Genomic DNA, 17,115 nt, shown 5'->3' on the forward strand with positions numbered 1-17,115 from the left:
GTGCCAGGGCGGGTGGGCTGCTTCGGCCCGTTCGGGCTGCGTTGTGCGCAAGCCGGGCGAGTCGGAAGCGGCGGCCGGCCGGTGCACCGACTCGCCACCCCTGCGAGGCAGCCGTTCCAGTGTAATCGCGCCGTAACTCAAGGATGGCATGGGGTTATGCAAGTTCGGAATAGATACATGCCCGGTGCATCGTCCCTTGTGCGCGAGGAGCCCTTGTTTGCGGGGAGGGTGACGCAGTTGACGCAAGGCGCGCCTGTGATGCCAGGCGGCCTGTGGGCGGCGGGGCGGCGTGGCTAAGATGCCACCTGCGTCGTCCTGCCTTGACTCGCCATGTCCATCCATCGCCTTCCACGTCGTCGCCTCCTCCAGGCCGCGGCCGCCACCTCGCTGACGGCCTGGCTGGGCCCGGCCCTGGCGCAGCAGCGCCGTCCCCAGACCCAGGCCCTGCTGGTGGGGGTGGCCACCTCGCTGCACGACAGCGGCTTTGCCCTGCACATCCGCCGGGCCATCGCGCGCGACACCGGACTGGCCGTGGACAGCACACCGGGCGCCAGTGAGCGCATGCTTTCATTGTTGGAGCAAGGCGAGGTGGATGTGGCCATCACCCATGTGCCGCAGGCCGAGGAGGCCCTCTTCAAGCAGGGCCTGGTGCATGACCGGCGCTTCGTGGCCGCCAACCGCTTCGTGCTGGCCGGACCGCTGGAGCGCCCACCCGCACCCGCCAAGGGCCGCAAACCGCCACCGCCCAAGGACCCGCTGGGGCTGATGGGCGGCAGCGACGCCGCGCAGGCGCTGGCCCAGATCGCCCAGGCCGGGGCCCAGGGCCAGGCGGTCTTCGTGGCCCCGGCCGATCGCTCAGGGGCCCGCGCCAAGGAGCTGGCTCTGTGGCAGGCGGCCGGCACGTCCCCGTCGGGCGGCTGGTATCAGCGTGCGGCAGGCAGCATGGCGGAAACCCTCGCGCAGGCCAATGAACTGGGTGCCTACGTGCTGGTGGATCGCGGCGTGTGGCTGGCTTCCCGCCAGCGCGATCGCCTGGGCGTGGTGGTGGAAGGCGATGCCCGGCTGGCCGATGTCTACCACGCGATGCGCTCCTTCCGCGTCAACCATCCGGCCGGCAAACTGTTCCTCGACTGGCTGACCGGGCCCACCGGCCGCCGTGCGATCGCGTCGGCCCCGGGCGGCTACAGTGCGGTCGCACCGCGTGCCTGAGACATGGCACGCCGGCTGCTGTCCGTTCAGGTGGGCCGTGCCCGAAGCGTGAGCCTGCAAGGCCGTTCCGTGCTGAGTGCCTATGGCAAGCAGCCTGTGGCGGGTCCGGTCTGCGTGCGCAACCTCGGTCTGGAAGGCGACGAGCAGGCCGACCTCAGCGTGCACGGCGGCCTGTCCAAGGCGGTCTATGCCTACCCGGCCGAGCACTACCCGTTCTGGCGCACCGTGCGGGCCCAGGCCCAGGTGGCCGGCTGGGACGACACCCTGCCGCCGGGGGCGATGGGTGAGAACCTCACGGTCACCGGCTTGCTGGAGGGGGACGCCTGGATCGGTGACGTGCTGCGGTTTCCGCGCTGCGAACTGGTGATCAGCGAGCCGCGCTTTCCGTGTTTCAAGTTCGAGGCCGCGATGGGCTTCCGGCAGTCGGCCAGGCTGATGGCCCAGTCAGGCTACTGTGGCTTCTACCTTGCGGTGCGTCACGAGGGTGCACTGGAGGCGGGGGAGGCCTTCGAGCTGATCCCGGGGCCACGTGACGTGAGCATCGCCGAGCTGTTCGCCGCCCGCATGAAGCGCTGAGGCCCCGGGTGGGGTCATCGGCGAGCGGCCTTGCGCGTGGCATGATGGTCCAGCCGTCCCGCCGGGGCGGTTGATCCCAGAACAGGAGGACATCCATGAGTCTGCTCAAGTTCCTGAAGGACGCTGGCGAGAAGCTCTTCGGTGGCAAGGAGGCCCAGGCGGCCCCGGCGCCCGCGGCCGACCCCGCAGCGGCCCAGGCGCGCGTCCAGGAAGCCAATGCGAAGGCCGCCGAGGCGATCCGCAAGTACATCGCCTCCCAGGGCCTGACGGCCGATGCGCTGGAGGTGAGCTTCGACGGCGCCACCACCACCGTCACGGTGTCCGGCGTGGCGGCGGACCAGGCCACCAAGGAAAAAATCGTGCTGTGCTGCGGCAACGTGGCCGGGGTGTCGGCCGTCAACGACCTGCTCACGGTCGCGGCCCCGCCCGAGCCCGAGTCGCAGTTCCATCTGGTGGCCAAGGGCGACACGCTGTCGGCCATTGCGAAGAAGTTCTACGGCAATGCGAACGCCTACATGAAGATCTTCGAGGCCAACCGCCCCATGCTCAGCCACCCGGACAAGATCTACCCGGGCCAGCTGCTGCGCATCCCGCCGGCCTGATCAGACCAGCCAGCCGCGGCGCGACAGCACGCGATAGAGCGGCCCGGCCAGCAGCACCACGGCCGCCATGCGGGTGACGTGAAAGGCCGTGACGATGGGCACGCCGAGTTGCAGCACCTTGGCGGTGATGCACATCTCGGCGATGCCGCCGGGCGACGTGCCCAGCATCACGGTGGCCGGGTGCAGGTCCACCCATTGCGCGAGCACCCAGGCAAACCCTGCGCACAGCACGATCATGGCCAGGGTTCCGGCGGCCACGGTGGCCAGCCAGCGCGGTGCGGTGTGGATGAAGGCCGGCGAAAAGCGTGTGCCCAGCGCGACCCCGATGAAGAGCTGGCCGAGGTTGGTCATCCACGTGGGCAGGGCCGACAGCTCGATGCCGCTGGCCGTGAGGCCGGCGGCCATCGCCAGCGAGCCCAGCACCCAGGGGGTGGGCCGGCCCAGCCACTGCAGCAGACCCGCGGCCGCACACGTCAGGACGATGAGCAGCAGCAAGCCGGGGACATGCACCTCGGCGGGGCCTGGCACGAAGGGGTCGAGCCCTCGCAAGCCCAGGCCCTGGAAGCCGAAAGGGATCACCAGCACCACCATCAGGATGCGCACGCTGTGTGCCGAAGCCACCAGGTCCACGCGGCCGCCATGGCGCTCGGCCAGCATCGCCATTTCCGAGGCGCCACCGATCGCGCTGGCAAAGTAGGTGGTGGCCGAGTCGAGGCCGGTGATCTGCCGGTTCGCACGGGCCAGCACGAGCCCGAAGGCCAGGCCCAGCGCGAGAGCCCAGGCAATGCCCACCAGGATGGCTGCCGCATGGCCGACCACCACGCCCACCACCTGCGGGGTGAAGTACAGGCCCAGGGCGGTGCCGATGGCCCAGTGGCCGGCGCTGCGCAGCGTCAGGCTGCCGGTGAGTGGCAGCCCGGCCATGCACCCCAGGGCGGTGGCCAGGAGCGGGCCGATCATCCATGGCAGGGGGGTGCCGACCCGGCTGCAGACCCAGCCGGCCAGGCCCGCCCAGACCAGGGTGGCGCCGATGCGCAGGGGCCGGAGCCAGGATGACAGCGTGTGCAGGGTGGACAAGGCGAGACCACGAGGACAGCGAAACCCAGCATGCTAGATCAAGTGCTGCGCAGCAGGACAATGCGCGCGATGGCCGCACCGATCCATGCCGTCTTGCGATTCGACCACATATAATGCGAATCGTTCTCATTCATGACGCTGCCCGTGAACCCCTCATCCCCTGCCTCGCCGCCCTGGGTTGACCTGGATCCACGCCACCTGCCCGGTGCCGGGGACTCCGGCCTGGGTCGGCGCGAGCGTGCCTTGGCGCTGGCGGCCGTGGTGGCCGCACACGTGGGGGCGGGCTGGGGCCTGCTCCAGGTCGAGGCCGTGCGCACGGCCGTGGGGGAGGCGGCACCGATCTTCGTCGAGTTCCTGACGGCCGCACCGCCGCCGCCCGAGCCGGTGCCGCCCCCGCCGCCCCCGCCGCCTCCGCCCCCTCCACGACCCGAGGTGCGCAAGCCCCCACCGCCAGCGCCGGTGATCACCGCACCCGCGCCCCCCGAGCCCGCCCCCGCACCGTTTGTGGCGCCTGCGCCACCGGAGGAACCCCCTGCGCCGCCCGAGCCGGTGGTGCCCCTGGCGCCACCCGCCCCGCCGGCCCCGCCGGCGCCCCCGGCGCCGCAGCCCAAGACCGTGTCGGCCAGTGCCGTGCAGTACCTCACGCCGCCGCGCGTGAACTACCCGCCCCAGTCGCGTCGGCTGGGCGAAAAGGGCCGCGTGGTGCTGATGGTCCTTGTCGATGAGCAGGGCCGCCCCGTGCAGGCCCGCGTGCAGACGTCCTCGGGCTTCCAGCGCCTGGACGACGCTGCGGTGAACGCCATGCGCGGCGCACGCTTCCGCCCCTACACCGAAAACGGCATGCCCCAGGCGGTCTGGGTGCCGGCCCCCATCGTCTTCAATCTGGAGAACTGAACGTGAACCCCGAAAACGCACTGGGCTTCGGCCACTTCATCGCCCAGGCCGATGCCGTGGGCAAAAGCCTGCTCGTCGTGCTGCTGCTGATGTCGGCCATCTCGTGGTACCTGATCGTCATGAAGGGCATCACGGCCTTCGTGCGCAAGCGCCGCAGCGAGGCCTTCCTGAACTTCTTCTGGAACGCCAGCTCGCTCGAGCAGGTGCAAAACGAGATCGCCACCCACGGCGTGCGCGACCCGTTCTCCCACCTCACGGCCCACGCCATGCACGCGCAGGCCCACCACGCCAAGTACGGGGCCGCCAAGCTGGAAGAGGCCGGCAGCGCGCAGGACTTCCTCACGCGCACGATGAAGAAGGTGCTGGACGAAGAGAACACACGGCTGGAGAACGGCCTGACGGTGCTGGCCACCGTGGGCGCCACCGCCCCCTTCGTGGGCCTCTTCGGCACCGTGTGGGGCGTGTATCACGCGCTGGTGGCCATCGGCATGAGCGGTGCCGGCACGCTCGACAAGGTGGCCGGCCCCGTGGGCGAGGCGCTCATCATGACCGGCCTGGGTCTGGCCGTGGCCATTCCCGCGGTGATGGGCTACAACTGGCTCACACGCAGCAACCGCGTGCTCACGGCCAAGCTCGACTCCTTCGCTTTCGACCTCTTCGCCTTCCTGTCCACCGGCCAGGCGCTGGGCGGCGGCGGCCGCCAGGAAAACGTGCGCCCGCTCAAGCCGGCCGCCAAGGCCTGACAGCGCAAGGAGCCCCGCGATGGCCTTCGGCAGTTTTGACAACAAGTCCTCGGGCGCGGCGATGTCCGAGATCAACATGGTGCCGCTCATCGACGTGATGCTGGTGCTGCTGGTGATCTTCATCGTCACCGCCCCCTTGCTCACGCATTCGGTGAAGCTGGACCTGCCCCAGGCCAGCGCGCAGGAGAACCAGCTCAAGCCCGAGCGCATCGAGTTCGCCATCGACGCGGCCGGCACGCGCTACTGGAACGGTGAGGTGGTCACGCGCGAGCAGGCCATCGAGCGTTTCCAGGCCGAGGGCACCCGACCCCAGGCCCAGCGCCCCGAGGTGCACCTGCGCGCCGACCAGGCGGTGCCCTACCGCTTCGTCGCCGAAACCCTGGCCGATGCCTCGAAGGCCGGCCTGAGCAAGATCGGCTTCATCAGCCAGCCCGAGCAATAGACCCCGCGGGGGAAGCCCCGCACCCTTTTCGTCGGACCCAGGCCCCGCACGCGTTGCGTGACGGACCCAGGCAAAACCAGAACAACAGCCTTGTGTTGGAGCTTTGCCATGCCTGCGTCCTTCCGTCCTGCCCTGCGCGCCGCGCCGTGCGCCTGCCTGCTCGCCCTGGTCCTGCCCGCAGCTGCCCAGGCCCCTGCGGCCGAGGCCTTGCCCGAGGTCACCGTCAGCGCCGAGCGTGAGCGCGAGACGGCTACCAGCCCGGTGCCCGGCTACACGCCGCGTCGCGCGGTCAGCGCCACCAAGACCGACGCGGCCTTGTCGGAGACGCCCCAGTCGATCACCATCGTCACGCGCGACCTCATCACTGACACCGGTGCCACCGGGCTGCAGGACGCGCTCAACTACGCCGCCGGCGTGCGCTCCGATGCCTACGGGCTGGATTCGCGCACGGACTCGGCCCGCATCCGAGGCACCGATGCCGCTGAGTATCTGGACGGCCTGCGCAAGCACCTGAGCGGCTACTACACCAGCAACACGCGCACCGACCCCTACACGCTCGAACGCATCGAGGTGCTGCGCGGCCCCTCGGCGATGCTCTTCGGCCAGGGCAGCGTCGGCGGCCTCGTCAACATGGTCAGCAAACGTCCGCTGGACGAGGTCCAGCGCGAAGTGGGTGTGCAGTTCGGCAGCTTCAACCGCCAGCAGCTGCAGGCCGACCTGACCGGCCCGCTCACCGAGGACGGCCAGTGGCTCTACCGCCTGGTGGCCGTGGGCCGTGACAGCGACACGCAGGTGGATTACGTGCGCGACGACCGCAAGCTGGTGGCGCCCTCGCTGACCTGGCGCCCGAACGCCAGCACCTCGCTCACGTTGCAGGCGCTGTGGCAGGAAGACAAGACGGGCTCCACCGCGCAGTTCTTCCCCTGGGCCGGGATGGTGTCCGACAACCCCAACGGCCGCATCCCCACCGACACCTTCATCGGCGAGCCGGGTGTGGACCGCTACGACTCCGAGCGGCGCAGCTTCGGGTGGCAGTTGGAACACCGCTTCAGCGACGACTGGGCGGTGCGTCAGAACCTGCGCTACTCCGAGAACAAGGTCGTCTATTACTCGATCTATGGTGACGCCTTCTCGTCGCCGGGCGGCTGGCCGGCCGATCCGGTGAACCAGCGTGTGCTCGGGCGCATCGGCTGGTTCCAGCACAACAAGCTGAACCAGATCGCAGCGGACCAGCATGTGGAAGGGCAGTTCAACACGGGGACGGTGCGCCATCGCCTGCTGGCGGGCCTCGATGTCTCGCGTGCCACGGCACGGACTGCCCAGGCCTATGTCCCCGCGGGCACGGCCATTCCTGATATCGACGTCTACGACCCGGTCTATACGGGGTTCACGGTGCCAGACCTTGCCGCCTTGCCGAAGAACACCCTGACGCAGACGGGCGTGTACGTTCAGGACCAGCTGCGAATTGCAGACCACTGGGTGGTGGTTGCAGGCCTGCGCCACGACCGCGTGAACAACAAGACCGTGGGAGCTGAGGACGACAAGAGCTCGGCCACGACCCACCGCCTGGGGTTGCTCTACGAGGCCGCCAATGGCCTGTCGCCCTACCTGAGCTACAGCGAGGCTTTCACGCCTGTCGCAGGACGCAACTGCGATGGCGATCTGCTGCAGCCACAACGCGGCAAGCAGTGGGAGGCGGGCATCAAGTACCTCCCGCCAGAGCGGCAGATCGCCCTGGGCGCAGCGGTCTACGACCTGCGCGAGAAGAGTCGCTCGGTGTCGGGGACCGGCCCGGATTGCGTTCAGCAGGTCGGCGAAACCAGGACCCGCGGCGTCGAACTCGAAGCCAAGGCCACGGTGATGCGTGACCTGGATGTCGTGGCCAGCTATACCTACACCGACATCGACGAGACGCTGGAGGCCGTGCCTGAGAACCAGGCTTCGGTCTGGACGAAGTACCGTTTTGCACTGGGCGGGACGCCGGGCTTCTCCGCCGGCCTGGGGCTGCGCTGGCTGGAGTCCTTCCGCAATGCGCCTGCCCCCGTCACGCCCAGCGTGACCCTGCTCGATGCCCTGCTGGCCTGGGAGAACCCGACCTGGCGGGCGGCCTTGAACGTCACCAACCTGGCCGACAAGACCTATGTGGCGACCTGCCTGGGCCGCGGTGACTGCTGGTACGGCGCGCGCCGCACCGTCAACGCCACCGTCACCTACCGCTTCTGAGACATCACCGCCAGCCTTCTCTGACAAGGACCGCCAGCCATGACCCGTCACTTCTGGGTGCTCGCCCACCGTTGCGCCGGCCTGGCGATCGCCGGCTTCCTCGTGATCGCCGGCCTCACCGGCAGCCTGCTCGCCTTCTATGACGAGATCGACACCGCGCTCAACCCGGAGTTGATGCTCGTCGAGGACCGCAGCGACGTGCCGCTGCTCGACCCGCTCGTGCTGCGCGAGCGTGTGGAACAGGCGCTGCCGGGCAACGCCCACCTCGACTACCACCCGCTGCACCGTGACGAAGGGCGCTCGCACAAGCTCTACGCCTGGCGTCTGGTGGGCCCCGAGGGGGCACAGAAGCTGCGCTTCTACGAGGTCTTCGCCAACCCCTACACCGCCGAGGTGCTGGGCGAACGCGAGCGCGGTGCCTGGGTCTTCGATCGTGCGCACTTCATGCCGCTCATGTACCAGCTGCATTACGCTCTCACCATTCCCTACCCCTGGGGCATGTGGCTATTCGGCGTGATCTCCTTCGTGTGGCTGTTCGACAGCTTCGTGGGCTTCTACCTCACGCTGCCACGCCGGCGCAATGGCTTCTGGAAGGGCTGGAAGCCGGCCTGGCTGGTGAAGTGGTCGGGCAGCGCCTACCGCATCAACTTCGACCTGCACCGCGCGCTGAGCCTGTGGCTGTGGGGCATGCTCATCCTGTTCGCGGTGTCCAGCGTGAGCCTGAACCTCAAGGACGAGCTCTACCTGCCGGTGCTCAAGCGCATCGTGCCCACGGTGGATGCCCACGAGGCCCTGCCCGATCTGCACCACGCCCCGCTGATGCAGGCCAACATGAGCTGGGAGCAGGCTCGCGAGCGAGGCCGCGAGCTCATGGCAGCGCGTGCGGCGCGCCACGGTTTCGTGATCGAGCAGGAAGACGCGATCATGTTCGCGCGCGAGCATGGCGCCTGGTACTACTCGGTCATGAGCGACCAGGACTTCGCTGACGACCACGGCCACACCGTCGTCTACTTCTCGGCCCAGGATGACCACGGCGCCGAACTCGCTTTCGAGCACCCCAAGATCGCGCCCGGCAACACCTTCACGAGCTGGCTGGCCGCCTTGCACATGGGCAAGGTCTTTGGCTTGCCGTATCGCCTGCTGGTGCTCGTGATGGGCCTGGTGATCGCCGTGCTGTCGATCACCGGTGTCGTGATCTGGTGGCGCAAGCGCCGCGGCCGCAGGGCCGTGCCGGCCGAGGCGGCGGCCCCCGCGACGCCGGCACCGCGCATGCGCGAAGACCTGGCCTGAGCCGCAATCCCCTTCTCAACCTTCCCGGAGTTGTCATGCCTGTGACCCGGCCGCACCACGTGCGTCCTCACCCGATCCTGCACGCCCTGGCCCTGTGGCTGGGCGTCACCGCCGCCTGGGCGGCCGACGAGCCCGCTGCTGTGGCAGACGAGGCCCTGCCAGCCGTCACCGTCACCGGCCAGTCCGAACGCGCCGCCACCGAAGGCCGCGACAGCTACACCACGCGCGCCACCCACACCGCCACGGGACTGCGGCTCTCGCCGCGCGAGACGCCGCAGTCCATCAGCGTGGTCACGCGCACGCAGATCGACGACTTCGCGCTGCGCGACGTGCGCGACCTGCTGTCGGCCACCAGCGGCGTGCGCGTCGAACGGGTCGAGACCGATCGCACCTATTTCAGCGCGCGCGGCTTCGACATCACCAACTTCCAGGTCGATGGCCTGGGCCTGCCCTTTGCCACCGGCGACCAGCTCGGCGACATCGACACCGCGCTGTACGACCGCGTCGAGGTGGTGAAGGGCGCCAATGGCCTGAGTTCGTCCACCGGCAACCCCTCGGCCACCGTGAACTTCGTGCGCAAGCGGCCCACGCCCGGCTTCCAGGCCTCGGCCGGACTCACCCTGGGTTCGTGGCATCAGCGCCGCCTCGACGCCGACGTGGGCGGCGCGCTCAACGAGGCCGGCAGTCTGCGGGGCCGCCTCATCGCCGCGGTGGAGGACAAGGATTCCTATCTGGACCGCTACCACCTGCGCAAGACCGTGCTCGGCGCGGTCCTCGAGGCCGACCTCGGCCCCGACACCGTGCTGACCGGCGGCGTGAGCCAGCAGCGCAACCGACCCGAGGGCATCATGTGGGGCGGCCTGCCGCTCTTTCGCAGCGACGGCAGCCTGACGGATTACCCGCGCTCGGCCAGCAGCGCGCCCGGCTGGACCTACTGGCACACCGACGACACCCAGGCCTTCCTGGAACTCGACCACGCCTGGGGTGGTCGCTGGCGCAGCCGGGCCACGGTGCTGCACCGGGAGCTGGCTTCCGACGCCGAACTCTTCTACGTGTCCGGCATGCTCAACCCCGACGGATCGGGCCTGACCACCTTCCCGTCCGCCTACCGCCACCGTGAGCGTCAGTGGGTGGTCGATGTGAATCTCGGCGGCCCCTTCACCCTGGCGGGGCGCGAGCACGAGGTGCGTGTGGGCCTGAGCGGGTCGCGCAGCGTCAATGCACTGCGCTCGAGCGACGCCGGCGTGGGCGATCCGCTGAGCGAGGAGGACATGCTCGACGGCAGCACCCCGCGCCCCGATTTTGACAAGGAGCGGGTGGACGGACGCGCCGATTTCACCGACCACCGTCGCACGCTCTATGGCGTGGTCCGCTTCAACCTGGCCGACGACCTCAAGCTCATCACCGGCGCCAACCTGACGCAGGCCCGCAGCGACGGCATCCAGTACGGCGAGACCCACCGCTATCGCAAGCTCAAGACCACGCCCTACCTGGGCGCCCTCTACGACCTGGACGCCCACCACACCGTCTATACGAGCTACACGAAGATCTACAAGCCGCAGTTCAAGGTCGATGCGGCCAACCGTGTGCTCGACCCCCTCGACGGGCAGAGCGTCGAAGCGGGCCTGAAGGGCGAATGGCTGGACGGCCGCCTCCAGGGCAGCCTGGCGGTCTTCCGCGTGACGCAGAAGAACGACCCGGTCTATGCGGGCTTCGGTCCGAACGGCAGCTACTACGAGGGCATCGACGCCACCTCCACCGGCTTCGAGCTGGACCTCGCCGGCCGCCTGGGCCGCAACTGGGAGCTCGCCGGCAGCTACACGCAGATGCGCCTGAAGGACGAGGACGGCGACGCCGCGCGCACCTTCGTGCCGCGACGGATGTTCCGCCTGGCCGCCCGCTACAGTGTGCCGGCCCTGCCGGGCCTGAAGCTGGGCGCGGCGGTGAACTGGCAAAGCCGCAGCTATCGCGACGAGGCCCTGGCCGGCGGCGGCACCGCGCGGGTGCTGCAGGACAGCTACGCCCTGATCGACCTGATGGCGCGCTACGAGATCAACAAGCACTTGAGTGCCAGCCTGAACCTGCGCAACGCCACCAACGAGCGCTACATCAGCAGCCTGTACTGGTCGCAGAACCACGCCGGGGCACCCCGGCATGTGAGCGCCAGCCTGAACTGGACGCGCTGACGCTGGGGGTTCCCGCAACACCCTTGCTTTAGATCAGGACGTTATTTATGTATGGGTGACTCATAGCCTGCGCGAATGTATGATCCGGCCTCGTTCTGCTGCACCGCAGCAGGGCGCGGCCCGCGTCAGCCGCCTCTGGCGCTCGCTCAACGACCCTGCTCCATCCTCCCTGTTTCGACCATGAGTGCCTTCAACGAAGAACGCGTGCTGAGCGTGCATCACTGGACCGACCGCCTGTTCAGCTTCAAGACCACCCGCGACCAGGCCTTCCGCTTCCAGAACGGCCACTTCACGATGATCGGCCTGAAGGTCGAAGGCAAGCCGCTGCTGCGGGCCTACAGCGTGGCCAGTGCCAACTACGAGGAGCACCTCGAGTTCTTCAGCATCAAGGTGCCCGACGGCCCGCTCACCTCGCGGCTGCAGCACCTCAAGGAAGGCGACACCATCCTCGTGGGCCGTAAGCCCACCGGCACCCTGCTGCTGGACTACCTGCTGCCGGGCAAGCGCCTGTACATGCTGGCCACCGGCACCGGCCTGGCGCCCTTCCTCAGCGTGATCCGCGACCCGCACACCTACGAGCGCTTCGAGCAGGTGGTGCTGGTGCACGGCTGCCGTCAGGTGGCTGAACTGGCCTACCAGGATCTCATCACCGAGGAACTGCCCAAGCACGAATTCCTCGGCGAACTGGCCGCCGAGCGGCTCCTCTACTACCCCACGGTCACGCGCGAGCCCTTCCGCAACCAGGGCCGTATCACCACGCTGATCGACAGCGGCAAACTCTTCGACGACCTGGGCGTGCCCGCGTTGAATCCGGCGGAAGACCGCGTGATGATCTGCGGCAGCCCGGGCATGCTGCGCGACCTGAAGGGCATGCTGGACGCCCGCGGGTTCCACGAGGGCAACACCACCAAGCCCGGCGACTACGTCATCGAGCGCGCCTTCGCGGAACAGTGACCCGCCGAAAGCCCGACTGACGAGGCCACCTTCGGGTGGCCTTTTTTTGCTTCTGGCGGCGGGGTGAGTGATAATGAGAACCGTTCCTATCTGAGCCGCGCGCAGCAGATCAGCCGCCGCCACATCTCGACGCCGGGCCGCCACAGGACACCCCCACCCCTGTCGTCGTCGAGGACCGTCTCCATGCTTCATCGCCTGCCTGGCGGGCTGGCCGCGCTGGCCATCTCTTTCGCCATCGCCCTGCCCACCGCACCCGCGGCGGCCCAGCCTGCCGCCACACCCGCTTCCGTGGCCCGCCACTACGCCGCGCTGGTGCACGCCAACTACGAGGACACGCTGGCCGCGGCCCGCACGATGCAAAAGGCCATCGCGGCCTTCATCGCCGCTCCGTCCGCGCAGACCCAGGCCGAAGCCCGCCAGGCCTGGCGGGCCGCACGCGAGTTCTACGGCCAGACCGAGGCCTTCCGCTTCTACGGCGGCCCCATCGATGACGACCGCGGCCCCGAGGGCCGGCTCAATGCCTGGCCCATGGACGAGTCCTACGTGGACTACGTTGAAGGCCAACCCGACGCCGGCTTGATCAACAACCGCCAGCAGCCGCTGACCAAGAAGGCGCTCACCGAGCTCAACGAGCGCGGCGGCGAGGAGAACATCGCCACCGGCTGGCACGCCATCGAGTTCATGCTGTGGGGGCAGGACCTCTCCGATGCCGGTCCGGGCGATCGCAGCTTCGAGGACTTCATCGACGGCAAGCGCCCCAACGCCGACCGGCGCCGCACCTACCTGCGTCTCATCACCGAGATCCTGATCGACGACCTGACCACCCTCGTGCGCGCCTGGGCGCCGGGCGTGAAGAACAACTACCGCGCCGCCTTCGAGCGTGGCGGCCAGGAGTCGTTGCGCAAGATGCTGGTGGGTCTGGGCTCGCTCTCGCGCGGTGAACTGGCCGGCGAACGCCTGGAGGTGGCCCTGGCCAGCCAGGACCAGGAAGACGAGCACTCTTGCTTCTCCGACAACACCCACCGCGATGCGGTGACCAATGCCCTGGGCATCGAGAACGTCTGGCTGGGCCGCTACCGGCGCGCCGACGGGCGTGTGCTGCAGGGCCCCAGCCTGCGCGACCTCGTGGCCGCCAAGGACGCCGCCCTGGCCGAGCGCACCACCGCGCAGATCCGCCGCTCGGTGCGGGCCACCGAAGCGATCCAGGCGCCCTTCGACCGCGAGATCCTCGGCGGCGCCGACGCCCCCGGCCGCCAGCGCGTGCAGACCGCGATCGACAGCCTGACGCAGCAGAGCAAGGACCTGGTGGACGCTGCCGCGGCCATCGGCATCACCCAGTTGACCCTCGTGCAGCCGTGAGCGCCCGCGGTGTCGTGTGGTTGGGGCTGGCCCTTGCGGCCAGCCCGCTGGCCTGGTCCGATGCGGCCCCGGCCGATGCCGACCCCCTGGGCGAGCGCACTGGCGGGGCCACCACCGTGTGGGCCACCGGCAAGAATGCCTTTTCCTTCCCGGCGGCCAACCTGAGCGATGCCGAGCGCACGCGCTTCGTGATCGGCAATTCCTTCTTCAAGCGCAACTGGGTCATGGCGCCGGCCTCCACCACCGCGCGCGACGGCCTGGGCCCGCATTTCATCGCCCGCTCCTGCGGCGCCTGCCACGCGCTGGACGGCCGCGGGGCCCCGCCCGACTTCCGCAAGGGCCTGGCCGACGAGCAGCCCCTGGCCCTGCTGCTGCGCCTGTCCGTGCCCGGCACCGATGCGCACGGCGGGCCCAGGCCCGAGCCGGTGTACGGCGACCAGTTCACCAACGCCGCCGTGCCGGGGGTGACGCCCGAGGGTGAGGTGACCGTGCGCTGGAAGCCGATCCACGGCCGCTTCGCCGATGGCACGCCCTACACCCTGCAGCAGCCGCTCTACGGGTTTCGCAAGCTCGGCTACGGGCCGATGGCCAAGGACGTGAGGGTGAGCCCGCGCATCGCGCCCCAGGTCATCGGCATGGGCCTGCTCGAAGCCATTCCCGAGGCCGAGATCGAACGCAACGCGGCCGAGCAGGCGGCGATGCCGGGCCCGATCAAGGGCCAGCCCAACCGCGTGTGGGACGTGGTGGCCGGGCGCGAGATGATCGGCCGCTTCGGCTGGAAGGCCAATGTGGCGACCATCGCCCACCAGACGGCTGGCGCCTTCCATGGCGACATCGGCATCACCTCGTCCTTCTTCCCCGAGGAAAGCTGCACGCCGAAGCAGGCCGATTGCCGCGCCGCGCCACGCGGGGCCAGGGGTCAGACCCCCGAGATCGACGACAAGACGCTGCACGACGTGATCTTCTACCAGGCCGCACTGGCCCCGCCGGCGCGCCGCAACGCACGCGATGCCCAGGTGCTGCGTGGCCAGCGGCTCTTTGCGCAAGCCCAGTGCGCGGTGTGCCACCGGCCGAGCTACGTCACCGGCGATGCGCCCTTCCCGCACCTGACCAGCCCGGCGCTGAAGGGCCAGACCATCTGGCCCTATACCGACTTGCTGCTGCATGACATGGGCGACGCCCTGGCCGACGGCCGGCCCGATTTCCGCGCCAACGGCCGCCAGTGGCGCACGCCACCGCTGTGGGGCATCGGGCTCATCAAGGACGTGAACGGCCACCAGCGCCTGCTGCACGACGGGCGCGCCAACGGCGTGCTCGAGGCCATCCTCTGGCATGGCGGCGAGGCCGAAGACAGCAAGCAGCAGGTCCTGCGCATGAGCCGCGAAGACCGCGAGGCCCTGGTGAAGTTCGTGGAGTCGCTGTGAAACGACGAGATCTTCTGCTGCTGATCGGAGCGCTCCAGGCAGCACCAGCCCTGTCCCAGCCGCAGTGGACGCGGGTGGCCGTGCCCTTCTACACCCCGGTGGACCTGCTTGTGGGTTGGCATCGCTTCGTGATGGCACCGCAGGCGCGCGCGCTGCATGAGCAGGCGCGGGCCCTGGCCGGCGCCGTAGACGGCTATTGCCAGGGCAGCCTCCCCCTGGAGCGTGTGCGCGGGCATTGGCGCGACACGACCACGGCCTGGGAGCGCCTGTCGGCGGTGGCCACCGGACCACTGATCGCCCGTCGCAGCCTGCGCCGGATCGACTTTTCGCCCACCCGAGCGAACCTGATCGAGCGCGCCATCCGCACTGCGCCACGCGGCGCGGCGGCGATGGAGCGTATCGGCACACCCGCCAAGGGTCTGCCGGCGCTGGAATGGCTGTTGTGGACCCAACCGGCCGCCCCCGCGACACCGGCCTGCACCTATGCCCGGGAAGTGGCGCACGACCTGCTGCGCGAAACCCAGGCCTTGAGCGAAGGCTTTGCCGCCCTCGCGCAGCGCGGTCGCGACGACTGGCCCGAAGACGAGGCCGTGGCGGCAGTGGGCGAGCTGGTCAACCAATGGGTGGGCGGCATCGAGCGCCTGCGCTGGGCCCAGATGGAAAAACCCCTGCGGGCCGCCACGCCGCAGGCGCTGCCCCGGCATGCCAGCGGCACCACCGCGCAGAGCTGGCAGACCCATTGGGGGGCAGTCGCAGCCCAGGCCCGTGCCAGCGCCGAGGCGCCACGGCCGGGCGAGGGGCAGGTGCCGTTCGAGCTCTACCTGCGCGGGCGCGGCCTGAACGACCTGGCCGACCGCTGGGCGGCGGCGGTCCAGTCGGCCGACACACGCATGGCGGAGGCCGACCCGAAGGTGAGCGTCACCGTCCTGGAGGCAGGCCAAGCCCTGGCCGACCTCAAGCGCCTGGCCGAGGCCGAACTGGCGCCTGCGCTGGAGGTGCGGCTGGGCTTTTCGGATGCCGATGGCGACTGAACTCACCCGGCGACAACTCATGGGGTGGGCCGGGGCCGGCCTGCTGGCGGTGGCGGCGCCCGCCTGGGCAGGATCTGCCCCGCGCCTGGCCGCGAGCTGGCGCCGGGCCGATCACCAGCACCAAGTGGGCTGGCTGCGGCCCGATCCGTCCAGCGGCCAGTGGCAGGTGGAAGCGGCCCTGGACGTCCCCACCCGGGCGCATGGTGTGTGGATCGGCACGCAGGGCGAACTCTATGCCGCCGCCCGCCGCCCCGGCGACTGGCTGCTGCGCTGGCAGCCGGGCCGTGATCCGCTGTGGGTGTGGATGCCGCCCGAACGCACGCTCAATGGCCACGTCCTGCCGCATCCCGAGGGTCGTGTGCTGCTCACCACCGAGACCGATCTGGACACCGGCGAAGGCTGGGTGACCGTGCGCGAGGCCATCACGCTGCTGCCCTTGAAATCCTGGCCCACGCACGGCCGAGACCCACACCAGCTGCTCTGGGACCCTCTCCACCCCGACCGCCTCTTCGTGGCCAATGGCGGCATCGAGACGCGGCCCGAGACGGGGCGGCAGAAGCTCGCGCTCGATGCCATGGATGCGTCGCTCGTGTGCCTGGACACGCGCCGCGGCGAGGTGCTGGGCCAATGGCGGCTGGACGATGCCCGCCTGAGCCTGCGTCACCTGGCCTGGAGCGGCGACCGACTGGGCGTGGCCCTGCAGGCCGAGCACGACGACGAGGCGCAGCGCCACGCCGCCCCGGTGCTGGCGCTGCTGGAGCCGAAAGGGCTGCGCACCGTGGCCTTCGATCGCCCGCTGGCGGGCTATGGCGGCGACATCGCCGGCACGCCCGAAGGTTTTGCCGTGGGCTGCCCGCGCGCGGGAGGTGTGGCGCTCCATCACCGCGACGGCCGCCCGCGCGGCTGGGTGCCACTGCCCGAAGCCTGCGCGCTCGCCGCCGATGCACAGGGCCGCCTGTGGATGGGTGGCCATCCGGTCGCCGGCAAAGGTGCCGAACGGCTGGCACTGCCCGGTCTGCGCCTGGACAACCACTGGCGATTGGCCGGCTAGGCAGGGCCTCGCGCCATCGGCGATGATGGCTGCTGCGTTGTGATCCTCCGGAGT

The 17,115-nt window shown here is 69.8% G+C and carries 15 protein-coding genes; 14 read left to right on the forward strand and 1 reads right to left on the reverse strand.

Translation table 11 applies throughout. The annotated features are described in order from the left end of the window. The first annotated feature begins 330 nt into the window (after positions 1-330). The 3 genes from C1704_RS05085 (at position 331) to lysM (ending at position 2,387) form a co-directional block, all read left to right on the forward strand. On the forward strand, positions 331-1,209 hold the full coding sequence (locus tag C1704_RS05085; protein WP_104301599.1) for a substrate-binding domain-containing protein: 879 nt from the start codon (positions 331-333) through the stop codon (positions 1,207-1,209). A 3-nt stretch (positions 1,210-1,212) separates the two neighbouring features. Then, positions 1,213-1,785, forward strand: a complete 573-nt coding sequence (locus C1704_RS05090) for an MOSC domain-containing protein (protein ID WP_104301601.1) — start codon at positions 1,213-1,215, stop codon at positions 1,783-1,785. Between the two features lie 95 nt (positions 1,786-1,880). Continuing rightward, positions 1,881-2,387, forward strand: a complete 507-nt coding sequence (gene lysM, locus C1704_RS05095) for a peptidoglycan-binding protein LysM (RefSeq protein ID WP_104301603.1) — start codon at positions 1,881-1,883, stop codon at positions 2,385-2,387. Here lysM and C1704_RS05100 read toward each other — a convergent pair whose 3' ends face one another. Beyond that, positions 2,388-3,464, reverse strand: a complete 1,077-nt coding sequence (locus tag C1704_RS05100) for an AbrB family transcriptional regulator (protein ID WP_245876380.1) — start codon at positions 3,462-3,464, stop codon at positions 2,388-2,390. Between the two features lie 132 nt (positions 3,465-3,596). On the opposite strand from C1704_RS05100, the gene C1704_RS05105 reads away from it, so the two are divergent. The 11 genes from C1704_RS05105 (at position 3,597) to C1704_RS05155 (ending at position 17,061) form a co-directional block, all read left to right on the forward strand. Then, entirely contained in the window at positions 3,597-4,358 is a 762-nt protein-coding gene (locus C1704_RS05105) for an energy transducer TonB (protein ID WP_104301605.1), read from the forward strand. After that, positions 4,355-5,101, forward strand: coding sequence for a MotA/TolQ/ExbB proton channel family protein (locus C1704_RS05110; protein ID WP_104301607.1), 747 nt, complete (start codon positions 4,355-4,357; stop codon positions 5,099-5,101). Before C1704_RS05105 ends, C1704_RS05110 begins: the two co-directional genes overlap by 4 nt. 19 nt (positions 5,102-5,120) lie before the next feature. Then, on the forward strand, positions 5,121-5,543 hold the full coding sequence (locus tag C1704_RS05115) for an ExbD/TolR family protein (RefSeq protein WP_104301609.1): 423 nt from the start codon (positions 5,121-5,123) through the stop codon (positions 5,541-5,543). Between the two features lie 108 nt (positions 5,544-5,651). After that, positions 5,652-7,766: a TonB-dependent siderophore receptor gene (locus tag C1704_RS05120; protein ID WP_104301611.1), complete on the forward strand. Its 2,115-nt coding sequence runs from the start codon at positions 5,652-5,654 to the stop codon at positions 7,764-7,766. Positions 7,767-7,805: 39 nt separating this feature from the next. Next, positions 7,806-9,056, forward strand: coding sequence for a PepSY-associated TM helix domain-containing protein (locus tag C1704_RS05125; protein WP_104301613.1), 1,251 nt, complete (start codon positions 7,806-7,808; stop codon positions 9,054-9,056). A gap of 35 nt (positions 9,057-9,091) precedes the next feature. Further along, a complete protein-coding gene (locus C1704_RS05130; RefSeq protein ID WP_104301614.1) occupies positions 9,092-11,242 on the forward strand; it encodes a TonB-dependent siderophore receptor in 2,151 nt (716 codons plus the stop codon). 180 nt (positions 11,243-11,422) lie between these two features. Next, the gene (locus C1704_RS05135; RefSeq protein ID WP_104301616.1) at positions 11,423-12,196 is read left to right on the forward strand and encodes a ferredoxin--NADP reductase; all 774 of its coding nucleotides are present in this window, start codon (positions 11,423-11,425) and stop codon (positions 12,194-12,196) included. 183 nt (positions 12,197-12,379) lie between these two features. After that, a complete protein-coding gene (locus C1704_RS05140) occupies positions 12,380-13,555 on the forward strand; it encodes an imelysin family protein (protein ID WP_104301618.1) in 1,176 nt (391 codons plus the stop codon). Further along, the gene (locus tag C1704_RS05145; RefSeq protein WP_104301620.1) at positions 13,552-14,979 is read left to right on the forward strand and encodes a di-heme oxidoreductase family protein; all 1,428 of its coding nucleotides are present in this window, start codon (positions 13,552-13,554) and stop codon (positions 14,977-14,979) included. The genes C1704_RS05140 and C1704_RS05145 overlap by 4 nt, the downstream gene beginning before the upstream one ends. Then, positions 14,976-16,010: an imelysin family protein gene (locus C1704_RS05150; RefSeq protein ID WP_104301622.1), complete on the forward strand. Its 1,035-nt coding sequence runs from the start codon at positions 14,976-14,978 to the stop codon at positions 16,008-16,010. Before C1704_RS05145 ends, C1704_RS05150 begins: the two co-directional genes overlap by 4 nt. Beyond that, positions 16,000-17,061 (forward strand): DUF1513 domain-containing protein, encoded by a 1,062-nt coding sequence (locus tag C1704_RS05155; RefSeq protein WP_170064629.1) that lies wholly within the window; start codon positions 16,000-16,002, stop codon positions 17,059-17,061. The genes C1704_RS05150 and C1704_RS05155 overlap by 11 nt, the downstream gene beginning before the upstream one ends. Positions 17,062-17,115: the final 54 nt, after the last annotated feature.

Source organism: Caldimonas caldifontis (genome assembly GCF_002930615.1).
Classification (GTDB): Bacteria; Pseudomonadota; Gammaproteobacteria; order Burkholderiales; family Burkholderiaceae_C; genus Caldimonas; species Caldimonas caldifontis.

Excerpts from the sequence above, each read along its gene's own strand:
- C1704_RS05130 (WP_104301614.1), top strand. The coding sequence starts at position 9,092 with ATGCCTGTGACCCGGCCGCACCACGTGCGTCCTCACCCGATCCTGCAC.
- C1704_RS05155 (WP_170064629.1), top strand. The coding sequence starts at position 16,000 with ATGGCGACTGAACTCACCCGGCGACAACTCATGGGGTGGGCCGGGGCC.
- C1704_RS05085 (WP_104301599.1), top strand. The coding sequence starts at position 331 with ATGTCCATCCATCGCCTTCCACGTCGTCGCCTCCTCCAGGCCGCGGCC.
- C1704_RS05135 (WP_104301616.1), top strand. The coding sequence starts at position 11,423 with ATGAGTGCCTTCAACGAAGAACGCGTGCTGAGCGTGCATCACTGGACC.
- C1704_RS05105 (WP_104301605.1), top strand. The coding sequence starts at position 3,597 with ATGACGCTGCCCGTGAACCCCTCATCCCCTGCCTCGCCGCCCTGGGTT.
- C1704_RS05115 (WP_104301609.1), top strand. The coding sequence starts at position 5,121 with ATGGCCTTCGGCAGTTTTGACAACAAGTCCTCGGGCGCGGCGATGTCC.
- C1704_RS05090 (WP_104301601.1), top strand. The coding sequence starts at position 1,213 with ATGGCACGCCGGCTGCTGTCCGTTCAGGTGGGCCGTGCCCGAAGCGTG.
- C1704_RS05125 (WP_104301613.1), top strand. The coding sequence starts at position 7,806 with ATGACCCGTCACTTCTGGGTGCTCGCCCACCGTTGCGCCGGCCTGGCG.
- lysM (WP_104301603.1), top strand. The coding sequence starts at position 1,881 with ATGAGTCTGCTCAAGTTCCTGAAGGACGCTGGCGAGAAGCTCTTCGGT.
- C1704_RS05140 (WP_104301618.1), top strand. The coding sequence starts at position 12,380 with ATGCTTCATCGCCTGCCTGGCGGGCTGGCCGCGCTGGCCATCTCTTTC.
- C1704_RS05120 (WP_104301611.1), top strand. The coding sequence starts at position 5,652 with ATGCCTGCGTCCTTCCGTCCTGCCCTGCGCGCCGCGCCGTGCGCCTGC.